This is a genomic window from Paenarthrobacter sp. NPDC092416, from assembly GCF_044755025.1.
Classification (GTDB): Bacteria; Actinomycetota; Actinomycetes; order Actinomycetales; family Micrococcaceae; genus Arthrobacter.
Genome location: NZ_JBIVQG010000010.1, coordinates 67,253 through 85,155 on the forward strand (window position 1 = coordinate 67,253; position 17,903 = coordinate 85,155).

Genomic DNA, 17,903 nt, shown 5'->3' on the forward strand with positions numbered 1-17,903 from the left:
ATGTCCCTGCTGACAGCGGCTCCCACCGAGATCTACGAGTCCGGAGACTCCGCACTGCGCGTCGTGGCGATCTCGGAGGCCAGCGAAGACAACTGGCTCACTGTGCACCGCCTGGCCGACTGGCTGGAAAACTGCGGTGCCGAGGGACTTCACGGTGCTGTCCCAACGTACGATTCCGTACTGGTGGAATTCGACCCCGTGCTGGTGTCGGCCCGTCAGGTGCGCGCGTTCGTCAAGCTCGGGCTCCTGGAACTCGACCGCTCCAACGGAAGCACAGCGGCTCCCCGTGAGTTCGATGTACCTGTGGTCTACGGCGGCGAATACGGGCCGGACCTTGAGCGCGTCGCCCAGCACCAAGGGATCACCACCGAGGACGTCATTCGCCTCCACACGGAAAAGACCTACACCGTTCGTTGTTTGGGTGCCCCCGCTGGATCCCCCATGATGGACGGCCCCGCGTTCCCCAAGCCGGTGCCCCGGCTCAAGGATCCGAGGCTCAGCGTTCCGGCTGGTGCGGTTGCCGTAGCCGGACGCCAGGCAGTCATCGCTCCGGCGTCGGCTCCGGGAGGATGGTGCGTGATCGGCCAGACCCCTCTTTCGGTCTTGAACATCCGTCGCGAACCGCTGGTGCCCTACAAGCCGGGCGACATCCTGCGGTTCCGGCAGATCCGTTCCGAGGACTTCAGCGATTACGCCGGCCTGGAACTGCAAGCACTGGAACTAGAAGCAGTGGAACTGGCGGCTGTGGAGTTGGGAGCGCTGCCATGAGCGGCGAAATCCTGATCCAGCAACCCGGTAACTCCGTCGTCACCGACCTCGGCAGAACCCGCGGACCCCGCTTCGGGCTCCCTGTCAATGGGGCCCTGGATCAGTACTCCGCCCGGGCGGCCAACATCCTGGCCGGAAACCCGGACAACGATCCCCTGGTGGAGATCACTGCCCTGGATTTCCGGATGAAGGCCACCACCGACATCCTGATCGCCGTCACGGGTGCGCCGCTCACGCTCACCGTCGGAGGCCGCCCGTCGAGCCAGTGGGAACCGGTCTCGGTGCGTGCCGGAGAAACAGTGTCCATTCGCGGAATCCAACGCGGCCTCCGGGCGTACCTGGCAATCCACGGCTCCATCGAGGCGGAGACGCTGCTCGGCAGCGTAGCCCCGGATACTGTGGTGGGCTTCGGACTTCAACTTAAGGAAGGCACCAGCCTCCTCACCCGCAGGAGCGTTGGCCCGGTACGCCAGCCGTACTTCGACCTTCCCCTTTTCCGGCTTGGCCTCGAACGGCCCAGCATGGGAACAGATCTGTTGGTCGACGTGACCGACGGGCCGGACGTCGCCGAGTTTGGCGAATCCGGTGAACTGCTCTTCACCTCGGAATACGCCGTCAGCGGCCGCAGCAACCACATCGGCCTGCGGCTCGGCGGAGAACTTCCGGAAAGAACCTCCAGCGGTGAGGTGCTTTCCCGCGGCGTGCCAGTTGGCGCCGTCGAGGTTCCCTCAAGGGAAGAGCTGCTGGTGCTGCACCGGGGACGCGGCGTCACCGCCGGGTATCCCGTACTCGCAGTGGTCACCAGCACCGGACTGGATGTCCTGGCCCAAGCGCGGCCAGGGGACAAAGTCCGTTTTCGGAAAACCACAGTGGCAGAAGCAACTGCCGCCCACAGGCGCTCGCGGGCCCAACTCGAAACGCTCCGCGAATCCGTCAACACCGTCTTCGGACTCCTCGGCATCGGATGCCGTCCCCAGTGGCAGGACCTACCAGTTGCGGCATGCAGCTAAAACCCTGTCGTCACACCAGTAGGCGTTGCTACGCTCATCTCAGTAAGGAAAAGTCATGACCGCAAGCACCAACGCTGCACCAGCGCAGCATGAGCGGCTCACGGGCCGCCAAACCCGCAAGGTTGTCACCGCAGGTTGTGTTGGCATCTTCGTGGAACTGTACGACAACGGCATTTTCGCCTTCATGGCGGGAACGCTGGCGCTCGTCTTCCTCGCGCCAGGCAATCCGGATAACGCACTGCTCTTCGTCTTTGCGGGCTACGCGGTATCGTTCTTCGTCCGGCCGCTAGGCGCCGTTGTCTGTGGCTACCTCGGAGACAGGATCGGCAGGCAGAAGCTACTGGTCTTTGTGATCCTCCTGATCAGTGTTGCCACCGCCGGCATCGGCCTCCTGCCGCCATATGCGGCCATTGGCATTGCCGCGCCAATCCTGCTGGTGCTCCTGCGTATGCTGCAGGGCTTCTCCGTTGGCGGCGAAGCTGCCGGCGCCATGACGTTCCTTGCCGAGCACGCCCCTGAAGGCAAGCGCGGTGTCATCACGTCCTACGCCCAGATCGCCTCCTTCGCAGCACTGCTCACCGGTACGCTCGTGGCGTTTTCCATGTCCCCGTGGCTCACCCAGGCAGCGATCGACGGCGGCGGCTTCGGCTCGTTCGCATGGCGCATCCCGTTCTTGGTCGCCATCCCGATGGGCGTCATCGGCTGGTACATCCGCAAGGCAATCGCGGACACCCCCAACTTCGTCAAGCTCAAGGAAGAGGGCGGCCTCTCCAAGAACCCGTTGAAGGAAGCCTTCAAGTCTGCTGAGCACCGCCGTGCCATGCTCCTGGCCCTCTTCATCCCGCTCATGAACGGCTCCGGCTACTACGTCCTGTTCTCCTACATGCCCACGTTCCTCAAGGGCAAGCAGCTTAACTTCACTATCGGCCAAGCCCTTCTGGTTACTGCCTGCAGCCTGGTGGTCATCTGTATCGCCATCCCGTTCATGGGTGCCCTCTCCGACCGTGTTGGCCGCAAGAAGGTCATCGCCGGATCCGCAATCGCCATGGCAGTCCTCGGCATCCCCTCCTACGCCCTCATTGCAACGGGTGAAATGGGGCTGGCAATCCTCGGTGCCTGCATCATGGCAGTCGTCTTCGCCGGCCACACCGCCGTCATCCACATCCTGATCGTTGAACTGTTCCCCACCCGGGTCCGCTACTCCGCTTACGGTCTTGGCTACAACATCTCCTCCGCGCTGTTCGGCGGAACCGCTCCGCTGCTCATGACCTGGCTGATTTCGTCCACGGGGAACATCTACATGCCGGCCTTCTACGCAGTCATCACGGCGCTGGGCACGCTGATCGCCGTCAGCACGGTCAAGGACCGCGCCCACGAACCGCTGCGCGACGCGTAGCATCACTGACCTCCGGGCAGTGCGCCGGACCTCAGGGTCCGGCGCACTGAGCCCCACCGATTCCCCACCTTTGGAGAACCCCATGTCCTTTTCTGACTACACCACCGCACTCGTCACCGGAGCTTCCACCGGTATGGGCGCAGCCATCGCTGAACGCCTCGCCAAGCGCGGCCTGACCGTTCACGCCGTGGCCCGCAACGAGGAGCGCCTCGCTGAACTGGCCGACCGCACCGGAGCAGTCCCGCATGTGGTGGACCTGACCGACACAGCCGCGCTGGCCGCCGTCGTGAGCGAACTCAAGGTGGACGTCCTGGTGAACTGCGCCGGAGTGTCCCGGCCGGGCAACATCCTGGACTCGTCCGAAGAGGACATCGACGAACTGGTGGACGTGAATCTTCGTGGCCTGCTGCAGCTCACGCGGTTGGTTCTGCCGGGCATGGTGGAACGCGACCTTGGCCACGTCATCAACATCAGCTCGATCGCGGGCGTCTACAACTTCTACGGGCACACCGTCTACCACGCTACCAAGGCGGCCGTTCACCAGATCTCGCGCCAGCTCCGCAACGACACCGTCGGCAAGCGCATCCGCGTCACCGAGATCTGCCCGGGCCGAGTGGAGACTGAGATCTTCGGCCGCAACATGGGTGGCACGCCCGAGGCCATGGAAGAAGCCTGGAAGACGTACTACGAGGGCTACGAGTCACTGACTACCGACGACATTGTGAACGCCCTGGACTACGCCATCGAAACGCCGCGCCACGTGAATGTGGGCATGCTTGAGCTCATGCCGACGTTCCAGGTGCCAGGCGGGCTGACGTTCGACCGGCGCTGATTTTCTGAATCAGGCGCCCCATAGGTTCCGGTGACATCACTCCCGTCACCGGAAAACATAGGCTGGCGGCCGCGTTCTCGCGGCCGCCAGCACCCGTTAACGCAGTAGGTCCGACGTTCCTGCCCAGTTACTGCGCACTCCACCCCGCTCGCCTGAAGTGCTTCCGCTGGGGTTCCGCGGATTTCCGTGGCCGGGTCACGTGGCATTCAGGGTGCCGGTCGAGGCAAGTGGGAAGGAGCGCAGCTCTTTCAACGTACGACGCCGGGTGGTTCAGTCCTCGTGGAGGGTATCTGTCAGGTGGTGCGTGGGAATGCGGTCGCGGTCGTACGTGATTTCCGTGTAGCCGTGTGGCTGTGGACGACCGTCGGTGCCAAGGTTCACGAAGACGATTTCCTCAATGGTGAGGATGCTCTGCCGCGTGATCATGTTCCGGACCTCGGCGCGCATGGTCAGCGACGTGCGCCCGAAGCGCTTCGCCGTCAGGCCCATCTCAATAAGGTCTCCCTGCACCGCGGAGCTGACAAAGTTGATTTCCGAGATGTACTTGGTGACGGCCCGGCCATTCCCAAGCTGCAGGATGGCGTAGATCGCGGCCTCTTCATCGATCCACTTCAGCAGGCTGCCACCAAAGAGCGTGCCGTTGGCGTTGAGGTCCTCGGGCCGCACCCATTTGCGGGTGCGGAAGGTGATGTCTGCTTTTTCCATAATCCGAGATTAGCGAACTGGAATTTCCTCCGCGTCATGTTGCGTCCCGGTTGCGCCGGGTTCCGGCCTCCTGATCAGGTCCATGAAGGCTTGGAGGTGCTCCGCCATGTCAACGGATTCGTCGTACAGCCAACTCAACTGGATGCCATCTACCAGAGCCGTAATTTGGCGGGCCATGACAGCGGGGGAGAAGCCTTCCCGCAACCGTCCAGCCGCCAGTTCCCGTTCGAGCTCGGAGTGTACTGACGCCACAAAGTCCTCGTTGCGGCGGAGCAGGAACTCGTGGGCCGGATGGTCCGGGCGGATGGCCTCGGCTCGCAGCGTTGCGTCGAGGTGGATGACGCCGCGGATGCCTGCGTTGTGCCGCATCACCGCCGGCACGGTTTCCAGCAGGCCTCGCTCATCAATAAGCGCCTGCCGCCACGGCCCTTCCCGTTCTTCACGGAGGACAAGCACGGCTTCCAGAAGGGCCTCTTTGCTCCCGAAGTGGTGGAGAAGCGCTGTGTGGCTGGTTCCAATGTGCTCGGCGATCTGCCGGATGGACAAGCCGAGGTAGCCCTGTTCGGCGAAGACCTGGAAGGCCGACTCCACCAGTTCTGCGCGCTTCTTGGCCCCGTTGGCGTAGGGGGCGCGCTTGCCGGTCCGTCCGGGCGCGCGGGTTGCTGTGTGTGAATCCATGTGAAGGCCTCCTCTGATACGAGGCTACCAAGTTTCTTTTCCACTTTGGTAAAGAAATCTCGGCGAAAATATTCCAAAGTGGTCAAACTTTGGTTACCTTTGCATGAAAGACATCGCAGGGTCCCCAACGCCCCTGCGTCACCGGTCACAGGGAGCCAATGGTGGCTCTGATCCAAAGGAGGATTTTCATGGGTGACCCCACAGCCGCGACCCAGGTCTTGGAGCCGGCGGAGCATGCACAGCTGGATGCACCGTCAGGCACAACCGCCGGAATTCCGAACCCGCACCCCCAAGCAGCCACAACGCCCCAAACGTCCGCGAAGAAGACCATGGCCCTGGTCCTCATTGCAGCGCTCGGCATGTACATCATGAGCCTGACCTTGGGCACTGCACTTTCCCTTCGATTGGCCGTGGTGGATCCTGCCGCCAAGGAAGCCAGCTACGGCATGGCTGTCTCCATCAGCGCGCTGCTCCTGATCGTCACTATCCCGCTCACCGGCGCACTGTCCGATCGCACCGCCAGCCGCTTCGGCCGCCGTCGTCCGTGGATTATCGGCGGGCTGATCCCGGCGCTGCTGGCTGCTGCCGTGATCGGAACCGTGCCATCCACGCCAGTCATCATCGCGGCCTATGTTGTTGCGCTGGTGTGCGCGCAGGCGGCGTTCAATACGTTCAGCGTGATTCCCGTGGAGGCGCTGCCGGACAACAAACGCGGGCGGGTCATGGGCGCCATGGGTATGTTTGGTGCACTGGCAATGTCCGCGGGCTCCTACCTCGCCGCGTGGCTGGTGGATGTTCCTTTGTACATGATGTGCGTTCCCGTCCTACTGGCGATCGTCTGCAGCTTGCCCCTGCTGGTGCTGTACAAGGACCCCGTCAAGAAGCGGTCCGAGCTTCCCCCGCTGGATCTGAAGGGCCTCGCCAGGACGTTCATCGTCAATCCCCGAAAGCACCCGAACTTCGCCTGGGCTTGGGTATCCCGGTTCTTCGCGGGCATCGCCATGACTGCCTTGTTCGCGTACTTCATCTTCTTCCTGATGGATGGGCTCCACATGCCCATTGCGGAGGCCGGAAGGAGCGCTGGAACGCTGACCTTGATGTCCGCGCCGGTCAGCATCCTCTTCTTCATGGCTTCCGGATGGCTCTCGGACAAGATCGGCCGCCGCAAGCCGTTCGTCATCGCTGCCGCACTGCTCATGGCCACAGCCCTGGTGATCGGGGCAACGGCGGCCTCGTTCGAACAATTCGTGGTGGCGTGGATCGTCTTCGCCATGGGCCAGGCGATGTACCTGACCGTGGACCTCGCATTGTGCGCGGCAGTCCTCCCCGACGCCCGCGACGCCGGCAAAGACCTCGCAGTCTTCAGCCTGGCCCTCAGCATTCCCAACATCATCGTTCCCGCAGCCGCACCGGCGATCCTCGCCATCGGCAGCGGCCACAATTACGGGCTCCTATGGTTCGCAGCCGCCGCGCTGTGCGCCCTGGGCAGTATCACTGTCACTTGGATCAAGGGTGTCCGCTAACCAGCGGATGCAGATAAGGAAAAGCATGACAACCTCCCAGACCTTCCCGAACCACTTCCTTTGGGGAGTCGCCACCGCCGCACACCAGGTTGAAGGGAACAACGTCAACAGCGACTGCTGGTTCCTGGAAAACCTCCCCGGAACGATCTTCGCCGAACCCTCGGGCGACGCCATTGACCACTACCACCGCTACCGCGAGGACATTGCGCTGATCGCGGGCCTGGGCTTCACCAGCTACCGCTTCTCCCTTGAATGGGCGCGGATAGAACCTGAGGAAGGAGAATTCTCGACGGCGGCACTCAACCACTACCGCCGCGTCCTGGAAGCCTGCCACGAACACGGCCTGACGCCGGTTGTCACCTTCCACCACTTCACGTCACCGCGCTGGCTGCTCGCCGCCGGAGGCTGGGAAGATGCTGCCACGCCGGAACGCTTCGCGCGCTACGCAGAACGGGTGATGGACCACCTCGGCGACCTCATCGGCGTCGCCTGCACGCTGAATGAACCGAACCTCCCATGGCTGTTGAAGGAATTGGGAATCGGCGGCGTTCCGGCCGAGGGCCGCGGCGAGGTGCCCATCTGGGCTGCCGCCGCCGAGCGGCTTGGCATCGAGGCTGCCCGGGTGGCGCCGTTCCAGTTCACGGTCTCCGGACCCGGCTTCGACGTCAAGCTCGCAGCTCACCATGCAGCGCGGGACGTCATCAAGGCGCGACGCCCTGAACTGATGGTCGGCTGGACACTCGCCAACACGGATATCCACGCGGCAGAGGGCGGACAAGCCAACGCGGACCGCATCCGCCGCGAGGTCAACGAGCGTTTCCTCGAGGCCTCCCAGGGAGACGACTTCGTGGGAATCCAGACGTACGGCCGAACGGTGTTCGGGCCCAACGGCGTGGTCCACGCCGCTGACGGTGTCCCAACCAACCAGATGGGCGAGGAGATCTATCCCGAAGGCCTGGAAGCCACCATCCGCGAGGCCGCCCGCGTGGCCGGGATTCCCGTGATCGTCACGGAGAACGGCCTCGCCACGGAAGACGACACCCAGAGGCTCTCCTACCTGCGCACGGCTGTTGCCGGCGTCGCGTCCTGCCTGGCTGACGGGATCGACGTGCGTGGCTACATCGCTTGGACGGCCTTTGACAACTTCGAGTGGGTGTTCGGCTACGGCCCCAAGTTTGGCCTGATCTCCGTTGACCGGGCCACGCAGGAACGCACGCCCAAGCCCAGCGCGCACTGGCTGGGTGGCATGGCGCAGAACAACGGCGCCGAGCTGGAACTCGAAGAGCTGCCCGCCTGAATGCACCTGCCCTCACCACAGACACTGGAGATCAACCAATGACCACCTGGCATGCCCGCATGATCGCTGCGGACAACGACTTTGACGGAGCGCCGCTGCTGCGCGGCGAGTTCCACCTGGACGACGGCCACGGCGACGTTGAGTCGGCCACGCTCTTTCTCTCCGCCTTTGGCGTGGTGGAGGCCTGGATCAACGGCCAACGCGCTTCCGAGGACCTCCTGACGCCGGGCTGGTCGAGCTACGAATGGCGCGTCAGGTACAGCGAGCTCGACGTCACCGAACTGGTAAGCACGACGACGGTCATTGGGCTTGCGCTCGGAAACGGCTGGTATCGCGGTCGGCTGGCGTGGGCGGGCGGCTCGAAATACTACGGCGACGAGTTGGGCGCCTTTGTCGAACTCCGGGTCCGGTTCGCAGACGGTCACGAGCAGTTCATCGGCACTGACGCGTCCTGGACGTCAGGTCCGTCCGCCACCACCGCCAACGATCTCTACGACGGGCAGGACATCGACGCCCGCCGTTTCGACGACGCGTGGCTGGATCCTGGGTTCGCCTCCAACCAGTGGGTTGGCGTTCACGTGCTCGACGACGACCTCGCCCGGCTGGAACCCTATATTGGACCGCCGGTCCGTCGGCAGCTGGAGTTGACCCCCGTGGAGGTGTGGACCTCGCCCGCGGGCAAGGTGCTGGTCGACTTTGGGCAGAACGTAGTGGGCTGGATACGCGCCTCGTTGACCGGTCCAGCCGGCGATGTTGTCACGGTGCGCCACGCGGAAGTTCTCGAGGACAGCGAGTTGGGCACCCGGCCGCTGCGTTCGGCGCAGGCCACGGACCGGTTCACGCTCTCCGGCGGAGACGACGTCTTCGAACCGACCCTGACCTTTCATGGTTTCCGCTATGCCCAGGTTGAGGGGTGGCCCGGGGGTGCCGACGCCCTGCGCGACGGCGGCCTGACCGCCGTCGTCATCAGTTCCGACATGCGCCGAATCGGCCGGTTCGAGACGTCCAATCCGCTCCTGAACCGTCTCCACGAGAATGCGGTGTGGGGGATGCGCGGCAACTTCGTGGATGTGCCCACGGACTGCCCGCAGCGCGATGAGCGCCTCGGCTGGACTGGTGACCTCTCTGCGTTTGCGCCCAGCGCGGCGTTCCTTTTCGACAGCCGCGATTTCCTGCGTGACTGGCTGCGGGACCTTGGGCTGGAGCAGAGCCATGACAGTGACCTGGTGCCGTTCGTCGTGCCTAACGTCCTGAAATACATTGAGCAGCCGGCCGAGTTTGGCGCCCCGGATTCAGCCGCTGTGTGGAGTGACGCGGCCGTCTGGGTTCCGTGGGCAGTCTGGCGTGCTTACGGAGATCGGCGGGTACTGGAAGAGCAGTTCGAGTCGATGGCGGGCCACGCCCGCAGGCTGCGGAGCAAGCTGTCTTCCAACGGATTGTGGGACACGGGCTTCCAGTTCGGGGACTGGCTTGATCCTGATGCCGCACCGGACCGGCCGTGGGAGGCGAAGGCGGACAAGCACGTGGTGGCTACGCTGTGTGCCTTCCGAACGGCGTCGCTCGTGGCTGCCGCGGCTGACGTCCTTGGTGGGCACGCTGCAGCCGCGGAGTTCGGCCAGATGGCTGCTGATCTTCGGGCGGCCTTCGCAGAGCACTACATTTCCGAGGGCGTGATCCTCAGTGACTGCACCACCGTGTACTCCCTGGCCATCGTGTTTGAGATTCTGGATGAAGCAGACCTTGGGTTTGCCGGGCGCAGGCTCGCCGAGCTCGTTGAACAATCAGGCTTCCATATCTCCACAGGCTTCGCTGGAACACCGTTCGTCACGGACGCGCTGACCATGACCGGGCATCTGGATCACGCGTACAGCTTGCTGCTCCAAACAGAGAACCCATCGTGGCTATATTCCGTGAGCATGGGTGCCACCACCATCTGGGAACGCTGGGATTCCATGCTGCCCGACGGCACCATCAACCCGGGCGAGATGACCAGCTTCAACCATTACGCCTTGGGCGCCGTGGTCGATTGGATGCACAGAACCATCGGCGGATTGGCCCCGCTGGATCCTGGTTACAGCCGCTTCCTGGTCGCACCGCAACCCGGCGGCGGGCTTGAATGGGCCGAGACCAGCTTGGAAACGCCGTTGGGCTTGGCCTCCGTGCGATGGGAACTGTCCAACGGGCACCTCGAGGTTTCCGCGCTGGTTCCGGACGGAAGCCAAGCCATTCTCCGGCTCCCCAGTGCCGAGGACGAGATCCTCAGCCCAGGCACGTACAGCCGACGCATTGTGATGGAAGGCGTTGCGACGGCTTTGTGAGCCCACCGTCGTAGGAGGTTCCGTCTGGCGTAGGTGGCTTCGTTTTTTGAGCCGCCTACGCCATGGCTGTGTGCGACGCGCTGTGGGAGTCGATCCGCTTGGAATAGCAGTGGGATTCACTAACTCCGATGTATGGCCCAAAATTGGGGACTTCGGCGAAACCGGCGCTCTTGTAGAAGCTGCGCCCATCTGACTGGGCTGAACCCGCCTCTGCCGCGATCACGCTGAAACCGTGCGAGTGCGCCTGCGCTTCGAGGGCCGCCAGGATGGAGCTCGCCACTCCTGAGCCGCGGGCGTAGGGGACCACGTAGAGTCGCTTGATTTCTGCCGTTGTCCCGTCCAGCATCCGCAGCCCGCCGCATCCCAGCGGTTGTCCGGAGCATTTCTCGTAGGCCACCACGAACACTGCCGTGTCGGCTTCCGACGGTGGGGGGCCGGGTTCATGGTCGGTAGTCCCGAAGCGTGCGTCCAGTTCTGCCTGCTGTGCGGCGCGGAGGTCGGCTCCAACCGGGTTCGCCCAGGTGACCTGCCGGATGTTGAGCCGTGGGTTGGTCTGCATCGGTGCCTCATTTCGCCGAGTTTCGCGGAGGTGTCTATGCGTATCAAGCCTAGGGAGTTGGGGTTACCGCGGTGTTTCCTGCGCGTAAGCGTCCGGAGAATTAGCGGTGCGGGGCCCGCTCTGCGTGCTCACGAGTGCATTTGGCGCGCAGAGCAGACCTCGCAACTCTTGTGGGGCGTCTCCCTACGAGGCATCTCCCTAGAAGGCATCTCCCGTCGGGTCCTCGGCTGTACGGTCCGCCAATGCCATGCCGCCCACCGGCATCTGGTCCCAGTGCAGCACGCGCCAGCCGGATTCGGGATCTCCTTCCAGCGCTACGATCCCGGTGTTCGGCAGTTGGTGGGTTTCGGCGAACAGGGTGTCGATGTCCTCTGCCCGCCGTCCGGCCCAGCACCTGATGGCCGCGCCGTGGCTGACGATCGCCGCCGTCGAATGTCCCGCAGCCGCCACCTTGTTCACTGAAGCGTCGAACCGGGCAAAGAAATCGTGGCCGTTGAAGGCGCCCGGCATGCGCACGTCCAAGTCACCGTCCGTCCAGGCGAAGACGGTGCCCATGTACCGCATGTGCGACTCGTGGTCTGTTTTCTTTTCCAGTGCGCCGGCTTCGATCTCGTGCACGCCGTCCAGGATTTCGGGTTCCAGCCCGGTAGCTTTGGCCAGCGGCGCGGCCGTCACTTGGGTCCGCAGGAGCGTGGATGTGTAGAGCGCTTGGATTGCTTCATCCGCCAGCGCTTCCGGCAGCGCAGCGGCCTGCCGCTCGCCGATTTCGGTCAATCCCGGGCCCGGAAACGCCGTGTCCAGTTGGCCGGCAACGTTGCCTGGTGTCTGTCCGTGCCTGATCAAAAGGAGCTTCATGGGTGCTCCGCTCCTCACTTTGTCGCTGTTCTGCGTTCCGTTCTCCAGCCTAAACGCCTCTCCAGCCGTTCACACCGGGCTGCCGACGGCGCGCCCCACCCAGTAGGCTGAATTCCACACTTCATGGACAGGAGGCTGGAAATGGCCGAGGCAATGGTGAACGAGCTCATGGCCGAGCTGGCCGCGCTCGAGGACCCCCGGATGCGTGAAGTGAACGAGAAGCGCGGGGACGATCACGGCGTGAACCTCACCCAGCTTCGAGCGGTCGCGAAGCGCTTGAAGACGCAGCAGGAACTCGCGCGCGAACTCTGGAAAACGGGCGACACCGTGGCAAGGCTGCTGGCGCTCCTGGTCTGCCGTCCGAAGGCGTTCGACCGCGACGAGTTGGACACCATGTTGCGCGAAGCCCGGACCCCCAAAGTGCACGACTGGCTTGTGAACTACGTCGTCAAAAAGAACGTTCACGCCGAGGAATTGCGCGTGGCCTGGTTCGCCGATCCGGACCCTGTGGTCGCCAGCGCAGGATGGGCGCTGACCAGTGAACGCGTGGTGAAGAAGCCCGAAGGCCTGGACCTGCCCGGGCTGCTGGATGCTATCGAGGCCCAGATGAAGGATGCGCCGGATCGTCTGCAGTGGGCCATGAACCACACCTTGGCCCAGATCGGGATCGAACACCCCGAACACAGGGCGCGAGCACTGGACATCGGAGAGCGTCTGGAAGTGCTCAAGGACTATCCGACGCCGCCCAACTGCACGTCGCCGTTCGCGCCCAGCTGGATCAACGAGATGGTGCGCCGGCAGCACGCCTAGCAGGCAGCCCGCTTGGCTGGCCACTGGCGTAGCTTGCATTGCGTTTAACGTGCATTGCGCTTAAGACGCCGACGGCGGGCCCAGGCACCCAGCCCGCCCGCCGTCGTCGTGCGTCTTCAGTCTTACTGGAGGTGATCCACCAGTTTGTCCGCGATGCCGGTGTACTTACCCGGCGTCAGGGCGAGCAGGCGTGCCTCGGCGTCCGCGGACAGGCCCAGGCTCTGGACGAATTCCTGCATGCGGGCGCCGTCAACGCGCTGTCCGCGAGTCAGGTCCTTGAGGCGCTCGTACGGGTTTTCCATGCCTTCGACGCCGGCAATAGCCTCGGCGCGCATGACCATCTGGATGGCCTCGCCCAGGACTTCCCAGTTGGTGTCGAGGTCTCCGGCGAGGACTTCTTCTGCGACGTCCAGGGCCTTCAAGCCCTTGGCGACGTTGGAAATCGCGAGCAACGAGTGGCCAAAAGCCACACCAATGTTGCGCTGCGAGGAGGAGTCGGTGAGGTCGCGCTGCCAGCGGGAGGTGACCAGCGTGGCGCCGAGCGTATCCAGCAGGCCGTTGGAGATTTCCAGGTTGGCTTCGGCGTTCTCGAAGCGGATGGGGTTCACCTTGTGCGGCATGGTGGAGGAGCCGGTGGCGCCTGCCACCGGGATCTGGCGGAAGTAGCCGATGGAGATGTAGCTCCAGATGTCCGTGCACACGTTGTGCAGGATGCGGTTGAAGCGCGCGATGTCGGCGTACAGCTCTGCCTGCCAGTCGTGGCTTTCGATCTGCGTGGTCAGCGGGTTCCAAGTGAGACCCAGTCCCTCGACGAACGTCTTGGCCACGGCCTCCCAGTCAGCGCTCGGAACGGAGGCGACGTGTGCTGCGTAGGTGCCGGTGGCGCCGTTGATCTTGCCCAGGTACTCGGTCTTGGCGATGCGGCCCAGCTGGCGGTTCAGGCGGTGGGCGATCACTGCCAGTTCCTTGCCCAAAGTGGTGGGCGTGGCGGGTTGGCCGTGCGTGCGGGACAGCATGGGGACCGAGCGGTTGGCTTCGGCCATGGCCTCGATCTGCTTGACGAGCGCGGCGGCGTTCGGCAGCCACACGTCCTCCACAGCACCCTTGATACCCACAGCGTAGGAGAGGTTGTTGATGTCCTCGGAAGTGCAGCCGAAGTGGACCATGGCAGTGAGGTTCTCGATGCCGATGGCAGGCAGGCGACGCCCGATGTAGTACTCCACAGCCTTGACGTCGTGGACGGTGACGGCTTCGATCTCGGCGAGCTCGTTGACCGATGCTGCGTTGAATTCAGTGACGATGCCGCGCAGCTTGGCCACCTGCTCGTCGGTCAGCGGACCGGCGCCGGGTAGTACGGACTGGCTGGTCAGGTGGATGAGCCACTCAACTTCGACGTGAACGCGATCGCGGTTCAAGGCGGCCTCGGACAAGTAGTCGACGAGGGGCGCGACGGCGGCACGGTAGCGGCCGTCGAGGGCGCCAAGGGCGAGGGGTTCGGAAGCAAGGGACACGCGAGGGGATTCAGCCATGGGGCCTATTCTTTCATGCTCGGCGAAGGTCCCGGGCGTTGGTGACGGACGCCTCTCTTCCTCCACAGGCCGCGCTACGTGGCGGGTGTGGTGAGGAATAGTCGGGTTATCCACATAGACGACGCCGGCAGTTCCGTCCCGTTCCCGTCCTCCGTAGCGTCGTACCCACCGATCGACAGAACGACCAACGGAGTACAACGGACATGAGCGCCAGCTTGATGCCTGCGGCCAGCCCGCCAATATTCGACCCCCAGCAATGTGCCTCTCGTAGCCACGAAGTCCAACAACTCGCGTGGCGCATGGCCGGCTGCACGGACAAAGCGGACGCCGTCCTGGCTGCCCTGGGCCGGCTTCAGCTGGAGCAGTGGCAATCGCCGGCCGGACGCGCGTATCGAACCACCATTGCTCTGCAGGCCTCGGCTTTGCAGAGCGCCCGGGCCTCGCTGGACGCGGCTTCTGCTGTGGTGCTCAGGCATTCCCAGCACGTGGTTGTCTCCGGCGGGGGTCAGTGATGGCGGACAGCACGCCGGTGGGTTCCGGCACTCCACCGATGCCGTCCCCACCGGAACGGGACGGAGCGCTTACCATTCGAGGCGGGGTGGGCGGGATGGCTTTCCAGTTCGAAGAGCTTCTGACGGGAGCTGCCCGCCTGGACGATTTGGTCGAGCAACTGGTGGCAATCGAAGACGAGGCACGCAGCGTGCAACACGCCTTGGAGCCCTACCTCTTCGACTCCTATGCCACAGGGTGCACCGCCATCGACGCGGTCGCGGACAGCGGGTACCGGATTGCCCGCGTTCGCCAGGAACTCGACTCCATCAGCAGCAGGGTCCGTGCCAGCCACCGCGACTACCAGCAAGCCGAGTCCAACAACGTCTGGCGGATGCGCTTTGGGCTGGACCTGCAGTACTCGTTAGGAAGGGCAATCCTCGGACGCCCCGGTTCCAAGGACTGGGCCGAGACCTTGGTCAGTCTGTTGGGACCCTCCTTGATGAACGTGCGACTCGGGCTACCAGCCGGTGCGGCCCTTGCCGTTGGCGCGCTCCCTGGATTTTCGGACGCTGGCAGCGCCCTCCGGGCTGTGGTGGGTATCCCAGGGCTGGGATACCTCCAGCCACGTCCGGTGACCGCCGAAAAGCTCGGTGAATCAGTGGAAACGGTGGATCCATCCATGCCGGGCAGCCTGCGGCGACTGGACAGTGTCCACGCCCGGGGACAAGGAGAAATCGAGATCATCGAACTCCCTAACACGGGTTCTTCTACGTGGATGGTGCTGATTCCCGGCACAGAGCCCGAGAAAGAAAACAGGGGAGGCAGCAATCCGTTGGACGAGGCAGGCATTGCCGAAGCACTTGGCTATGGGTCTGAAGAAGTCATTCCCGCTATTCGCCAGGCGTTGCGTGAGGCCGGCGCTGAGGCCGGAGACCAGGTTGTTGCCGTGGCTCACAGCCAAGGCGGCGCGCACGCCATGAACCTGAGCCAGGACAAAGCCTTCCTCAGCGAATTCGATCTCAAATATGTTTTGACCGCGGGCGCCCCGGTCGGCGGTATCACGCCGGAACCAGGGATCAGGTCTATGCACCTCGAGCACATGGACGACTGGGTTCCCGGTTCCGATGGACAGATTAATGGCGACACGAGGGACAGGGTCACGGTGACACTGACCAATCCAGTCCAAACTCCGGAGGGTGACGACTTCGGACTCGGTCCAGGGCACTCCCTCAAGAACTACGCCTCCAGCGCCGCGCTGATCGCCGGTAGTGACGACCCCTCGCTGGTGTCATCGAGCGCTGCATTTGCCGGCTTGGTGGGCGCCGGGGGCGCAGCCAAAGTGACCCGCTTCAAGCTGGAGAGGGCTCCCATAACGGGGAGTGCGCCGGTACCAACACCTTTACCGGGCCCAGCGCCGCAGCCCGCTCTTCGCGAAACGAAGTCGGAGGCGGGGACGAGATGACGCGTTTAGCGCCTGCGGGCTCCAGGGATCAGCCCGGCGACCATGGAGATGACGCTGATGATGATCGACGCCAGGATGGCTGTCCAGAAGAACGAGTCGATCGTCAGGTGCACGGGCGTGAAGCTGCTGAGCCAAGCGGTCAGGTAGAGCATCGCCGCATTGATGACGATCGTGAACAATCCGAGCGTCAGGATGGTCACGGGCAGGGACAAGATCTTGACCAGTGGCCGAACCAAGGCATTCACCACACCAAAGATCAGGCCAATAAAGAGGTAGGCGAGAACGATGCCTACAGTGTCTGCACCTTGGGTGACCCCGGCATTGGACGCCAGGCCCTCAGTAGCTGCGGTGGTGATTTCCATGCCGGTCAGGAGCCAGCTGGCGATCCACAGGGCAAGGCCGTTGATGAGGACGCGAACGATGAATGAACCCATGGGCACATGCTTTCATACTCAGCTGTGTGTCACGTGGGTGTGGGTGCCCGGCGCGCGCAGGCGCTGCCGTCAGGCCCCTGCTTTCACCCGCCGGGGACAAGTAGGCTTGAGGCCATGACTACTACTGACAACGCACCGGAGGGCGTACTGCCTCGCCCGGTCGTGGACAGGCTCCCCAAGTACGCGGCTGGTAAACCCCCCGCTGCCATCGAGGGCCTTACCAGCTACAAATTGTCGTCCAACGAAAACCCGCTGCCTCCGATTCCTGCAGTGTTGCAGGCAATTGCAGACCAGTCGGACATCAACCGCTACCCGGATCCTCTGGCTACCAAGCTTCGCAACGCGCTGGCCGGCTTCCTTGATGTCCCCGCTGACGACGTCGTCACCGGAGCCGGCAGCCTTGGGGCGCTCAACCAGATCCTCGCGACCTTTGCAGGCCAGAACGACGACGGCAAGTCGGACGAGGTGATCTACGCCTGGCGTTCCTTCGAGGCGTACCCCATTTGTGTGGGCCTCGCTGGGGCGGCAAGTGTCCAGATCCCGTTACTGTCCGATGGACGCCATGACCTTGAAACGATGGCTGCCGCGGTGACAGTGCGCACCAAGGTGATCCTGCTGTGCACCCCGAACAACCCCACGGGACCCATCCTCACTGCCGAGGAAACGGAACGGTTCATCCAAGCGGTTCCGTCCAACGTGGTAGTGGTTATTGACGAGGCCTACCAGGAGTTCGTCCGTGACCAGGCTGCCGTGGATGGGATCAAGCTCTACCGCAAATATCCCAATGTGGTGGTGTTGAGGACCTTCTCCAAGGCCCATGGTCTGGCCGGATTGCGCGTGGGATACAGCGTTTCCGGCCCTCAGCTGACTCAGCACCTTCGCGTTACCGCCACGCCGTTTGCCGTATCCCAGATTGCGGAACGCGCCGCAATTACCTCGATCGAGAATTTCGGCCAGGTTGTGGAAAGGGTACAAAGCCTGGTGGATGAGCGTGACCGGGTCACAGCAGGCCTGAGGGACTTGGGATGGTTTGTTCCCGAGGCTCAAGGCAACTTCGTTTGGTTGAATTTGGGCGAGAACAGTGGCGAATTCGCGGCCTTGGCGGCGGAACAGGCATTGTCCGTCCGGGCGTTCGGGAATGAAGGCGTTCGAGTCAGCATCGGCGAGGTTGAAGCGAACACCCGATTCCTCAATCTCTGTGCAGGTTATACAAAGGCTCCGCACGGTTCCTAGTG

At 63.7% G+C, this 17,903-nt stretch carries 17 protein-coding genes; 11 read left to right on the forward strand and 6 right to left on the reverse strand.

What is annotated here, in order from left to right; translation table 11 throughout:
- The 4 genes from ACIQC5_RS17555 to ACIQC5_RS17570 all read left to right on the forward strand — a co-directional run bounded on the left by ACIQC5_RS17555 (position 1) and on the right by ACIQC5_RS17570 (position 4,006).
- Positions 1-768: an allophanate hydrolase subunit 1 gene (locus tag ACIQC5_RS17555; RefSeq protein ID WP_400285156.1), complete on the forward strand. Its 768-nt coding sequence runs from the start codon at positions 1-3 to the stop codon at positions 766-768.
- Positions 765-1,778 (forward strand): biotin-dependent carboxyltransferase family protein, encoded by a 1,014-nt coding sequence (locus ACIQC5_RS17560; protein ID WP_400285159.1) that lies wholly within the window; start codon positions 765-767, stop codon positions 1,776-1,778. Before ACIQC5_RS17555 ends, ACIQC5_RS17560 begins: the two co-directional genes overlap by 4 nt.
- Positions 1,779-1,833: 55 nt before the next feature.
- Positions 1,834-3,174 (forward strand): MFS transporter, encoded by a 1,341-nt coding sequence (locus tag ACIQC5_RS17565; RefSeq protein ID WP_400285162.1) that lies wholly within the window; start codon positions 1,834-1,836, stop codon positions 3,172-3,174.
- A gap of 82 nt (positions 3,175-3,256) precedes the next feature.
- Complete coding sequence (locus ACIQC5_RS17570) at positions 3,257-4,006, forward strand: SDR family oxidoreductase (protein WP_223934936.1); 750 nt, start codon at positions 3,257-3,259, stop codon at positions 4,004-4,006.
- A gap of 270 nt (positions 4,007-4,276) precedes the next feature.
- Here the strand turns inward: ACIQC5_RS17570 and ACIQC5_RS17575 are convergent, their stop codons facing one another.
- Both ACIQC5_RS17575 and ACIQC5_RS17580 read right to left on the reverse strand, forming a co-directional pair.
- The gene (locus ACIQC5_RS17575; protein WP_400285166.1) at positions 4,277-4,711 is read right to left on the reverse strand and encodes an acyl-CoA thioesterase; all 435 of its coding nucleotides are present in this window, start codon (positions 4,709-4,711) and stop codon (positions 4,277-4,279) included.
- A gap of 9 nt (positions 4,712-4,720) precedes the next feature.
- Positions 4,721-5,389, reverse strand: coding sequence for a TetR/AcrR family transcriptional regulator (locus tag ACIQC5_RS17580; RefSeq protein WP_400285168.1), 669 nt, complete (start codon positions 5,387-5,389; stop codon positions 4,721-4,723).
- A gap of 188 nt (positions 5,390-5,577) precedes the next feature.
- Here ACIQC5_RS17580 and ACIQC5_RS17585 point away from each other — a divergent pair, with 188 nt between their 5' ends.
- Genes ACIQC5_RS17585 through ACIQC5_RS17595 form a run of 3 tightly spaced genes read left to right on the forward strand, consistent with a single transcriptional unit; the run spans position 5,578 to position 10,527 of the window.
- Positions 5,578-6,912, forward strand: coding sequence for an MFS transporter (locus tag ACIQC5_RS17585; RefSeq protein ID WP_400285171.1), 1,335 nt, complete (start codon positions 5,578-5,580; stop codon positions 6,910-6,912).
- Positions 6,913-6,937: 25 nt separating this feature from the next.
- Positions 6,938-8,209: a glycoside hydrolase family 1 protein gene (locus tag ACIQC5_RS17590; RefSeq protein WP_400285174.1), complete on the forward strand. Its 1,272-nt coding sequence runs from the start codon at positions 6,938-6,940 to the stop codon at positions 8,207-8,209.
- Positions 8,210-8,247: 38 nt separating this feature from the next.
- A complete protein-coding gene (locus ACIQC5_RS17595; protein WP_400285177.1) occupies positions 8,248-10,527 on the forward strand; it encodes a family 78 glycoside hydrolase catalytic domain in 2,280 nt (759 codons plus the stop codon).
- A gap of 55 nt (positions 10,528-10,582) precedes the next feature.
- On the opposite strand, the gene ACIQC5_RS17600 is transcribed toward ACIQC5_RS17595, so the two are convergent.
- Together ACIQC5_RS17600 and ACIQC5_RS17605 are read right to left on the reverse strand one after the other, a co-directional pair.
- Positions 10,583-11,086 carry a GNAT family N-acetyltransferase gene (locus ACIQC5_RS17600; protein WP_400285180.1) on the reverse strand — a complete coding sequence of 168 codons (504 nt, stop codon included), beginning with the start codon at positions 11,084-11,086 and terminating at the stop codon, positions 10,583-10,585.
- A gap of 198 nt (positions 11,087-11,284) precedes the next feature.
- Positions 11,285-11,941, reverse strand: coding sequence for a histidine phosphatase family protein (locus tag ACIQC5_RS17605; protein WP_400285182.1), 657 nt, complete (start codon positions 11,939-11,941; stop codon positions 11,285-11,287).
- Between the two features lie 141 nt (positions 11,942-12,082).
- On the opposite strand from ACIQC5_RS17605, the gene ACIQC5_RS17610 reads away from it, so the two are divergent.
- Positions 12,083-12,751, forward strand: coding sequence for a DNA alkylation repair protein (locus ACIQC5_RS17610; RefSeq protein WP_400285185.1), 669 nt, complete (start codon positions 12,083-12,085; stop codon positions 12,749-12,751).
- Positions 12,752-12,873: 122 nt separating this feature from the next.
- Here the strand turns inward: ACIQC5_RS17610 and purB are convergent, their stop codons facing one another.
- Positions 12,874-14,280 (reverse strand): adenylosuccinate lyase, encoded by a 1,407-nt coding sequence (purB, locus tag ACIQC5_RS17615; RefSeq protein WP_400285188.1) that lies wholly within the window; start codon positions 14,278-14,280, stop codon positions 12,874-12,876.
- Between the two features lie 203 nt (positions 14,281-14,483).
- Here purB and ACIQC5_RS17620 point away from each other — a divergent pair, with 203 nt between their 5' ends.
- Together ACIQC5_RS17620 and ACIQC5_RS17625 are read left to right on the forward strand one after the other, a co-directional pair.
- Entirely contained in the window at positions 14,484-14,792 is a 309-nt protein-coding gene (locus ACIQC5_RS17620; RefSeq protein ID WP_400285191.1) for a hypothetical protein, read from the forward strand.
- 95 nt (positions 14,793-14,887) lie between these two features.
- Positions 14,888-16,234: a hypothetical protein gene (locus ACIQC5_RS17625; protein ID WP_400285194.1), complete on the forward strand. Its 1,347-nt coding sequence runs from the start codon at positions 14,888-14,890 to the stop codon at positions 16,232-16,234.
- Positions 16,235-16,239: 5 nt separating this feature from the next.
- Here the strand turns inward: ACIQC5_RS17625 and ACIQC5_RS17630 are convergent, their stop codons facing one another.
- Positions 16,240-16,668, reverse strand: coding sequence for a phage holin family protein (locus ACIQC5_RS17630; RefSeq protein WP_400285197.1), 429 nt, complete (start codon positions 16,666-16,668; stop codon positions 16,240-16,242).
- Positions 16,669-16,782: 114 nt separating this feature from the next.
- Between ACIQC5_RS17630 and ACIQC5_RS17635 the strand changes: the two genes are divergently transcribed.
- Entirely contained in the window at positions 16,783-17,901 is a 1,119-nt protein-coding gene (locus tag ACIQC5_RS17635; protein WP_400285200.1) for a histidinol-phosphate transaminase, read from the forward strand.
- Positions 17,902-17,903 lie beyond the last annotated feature (2 nt).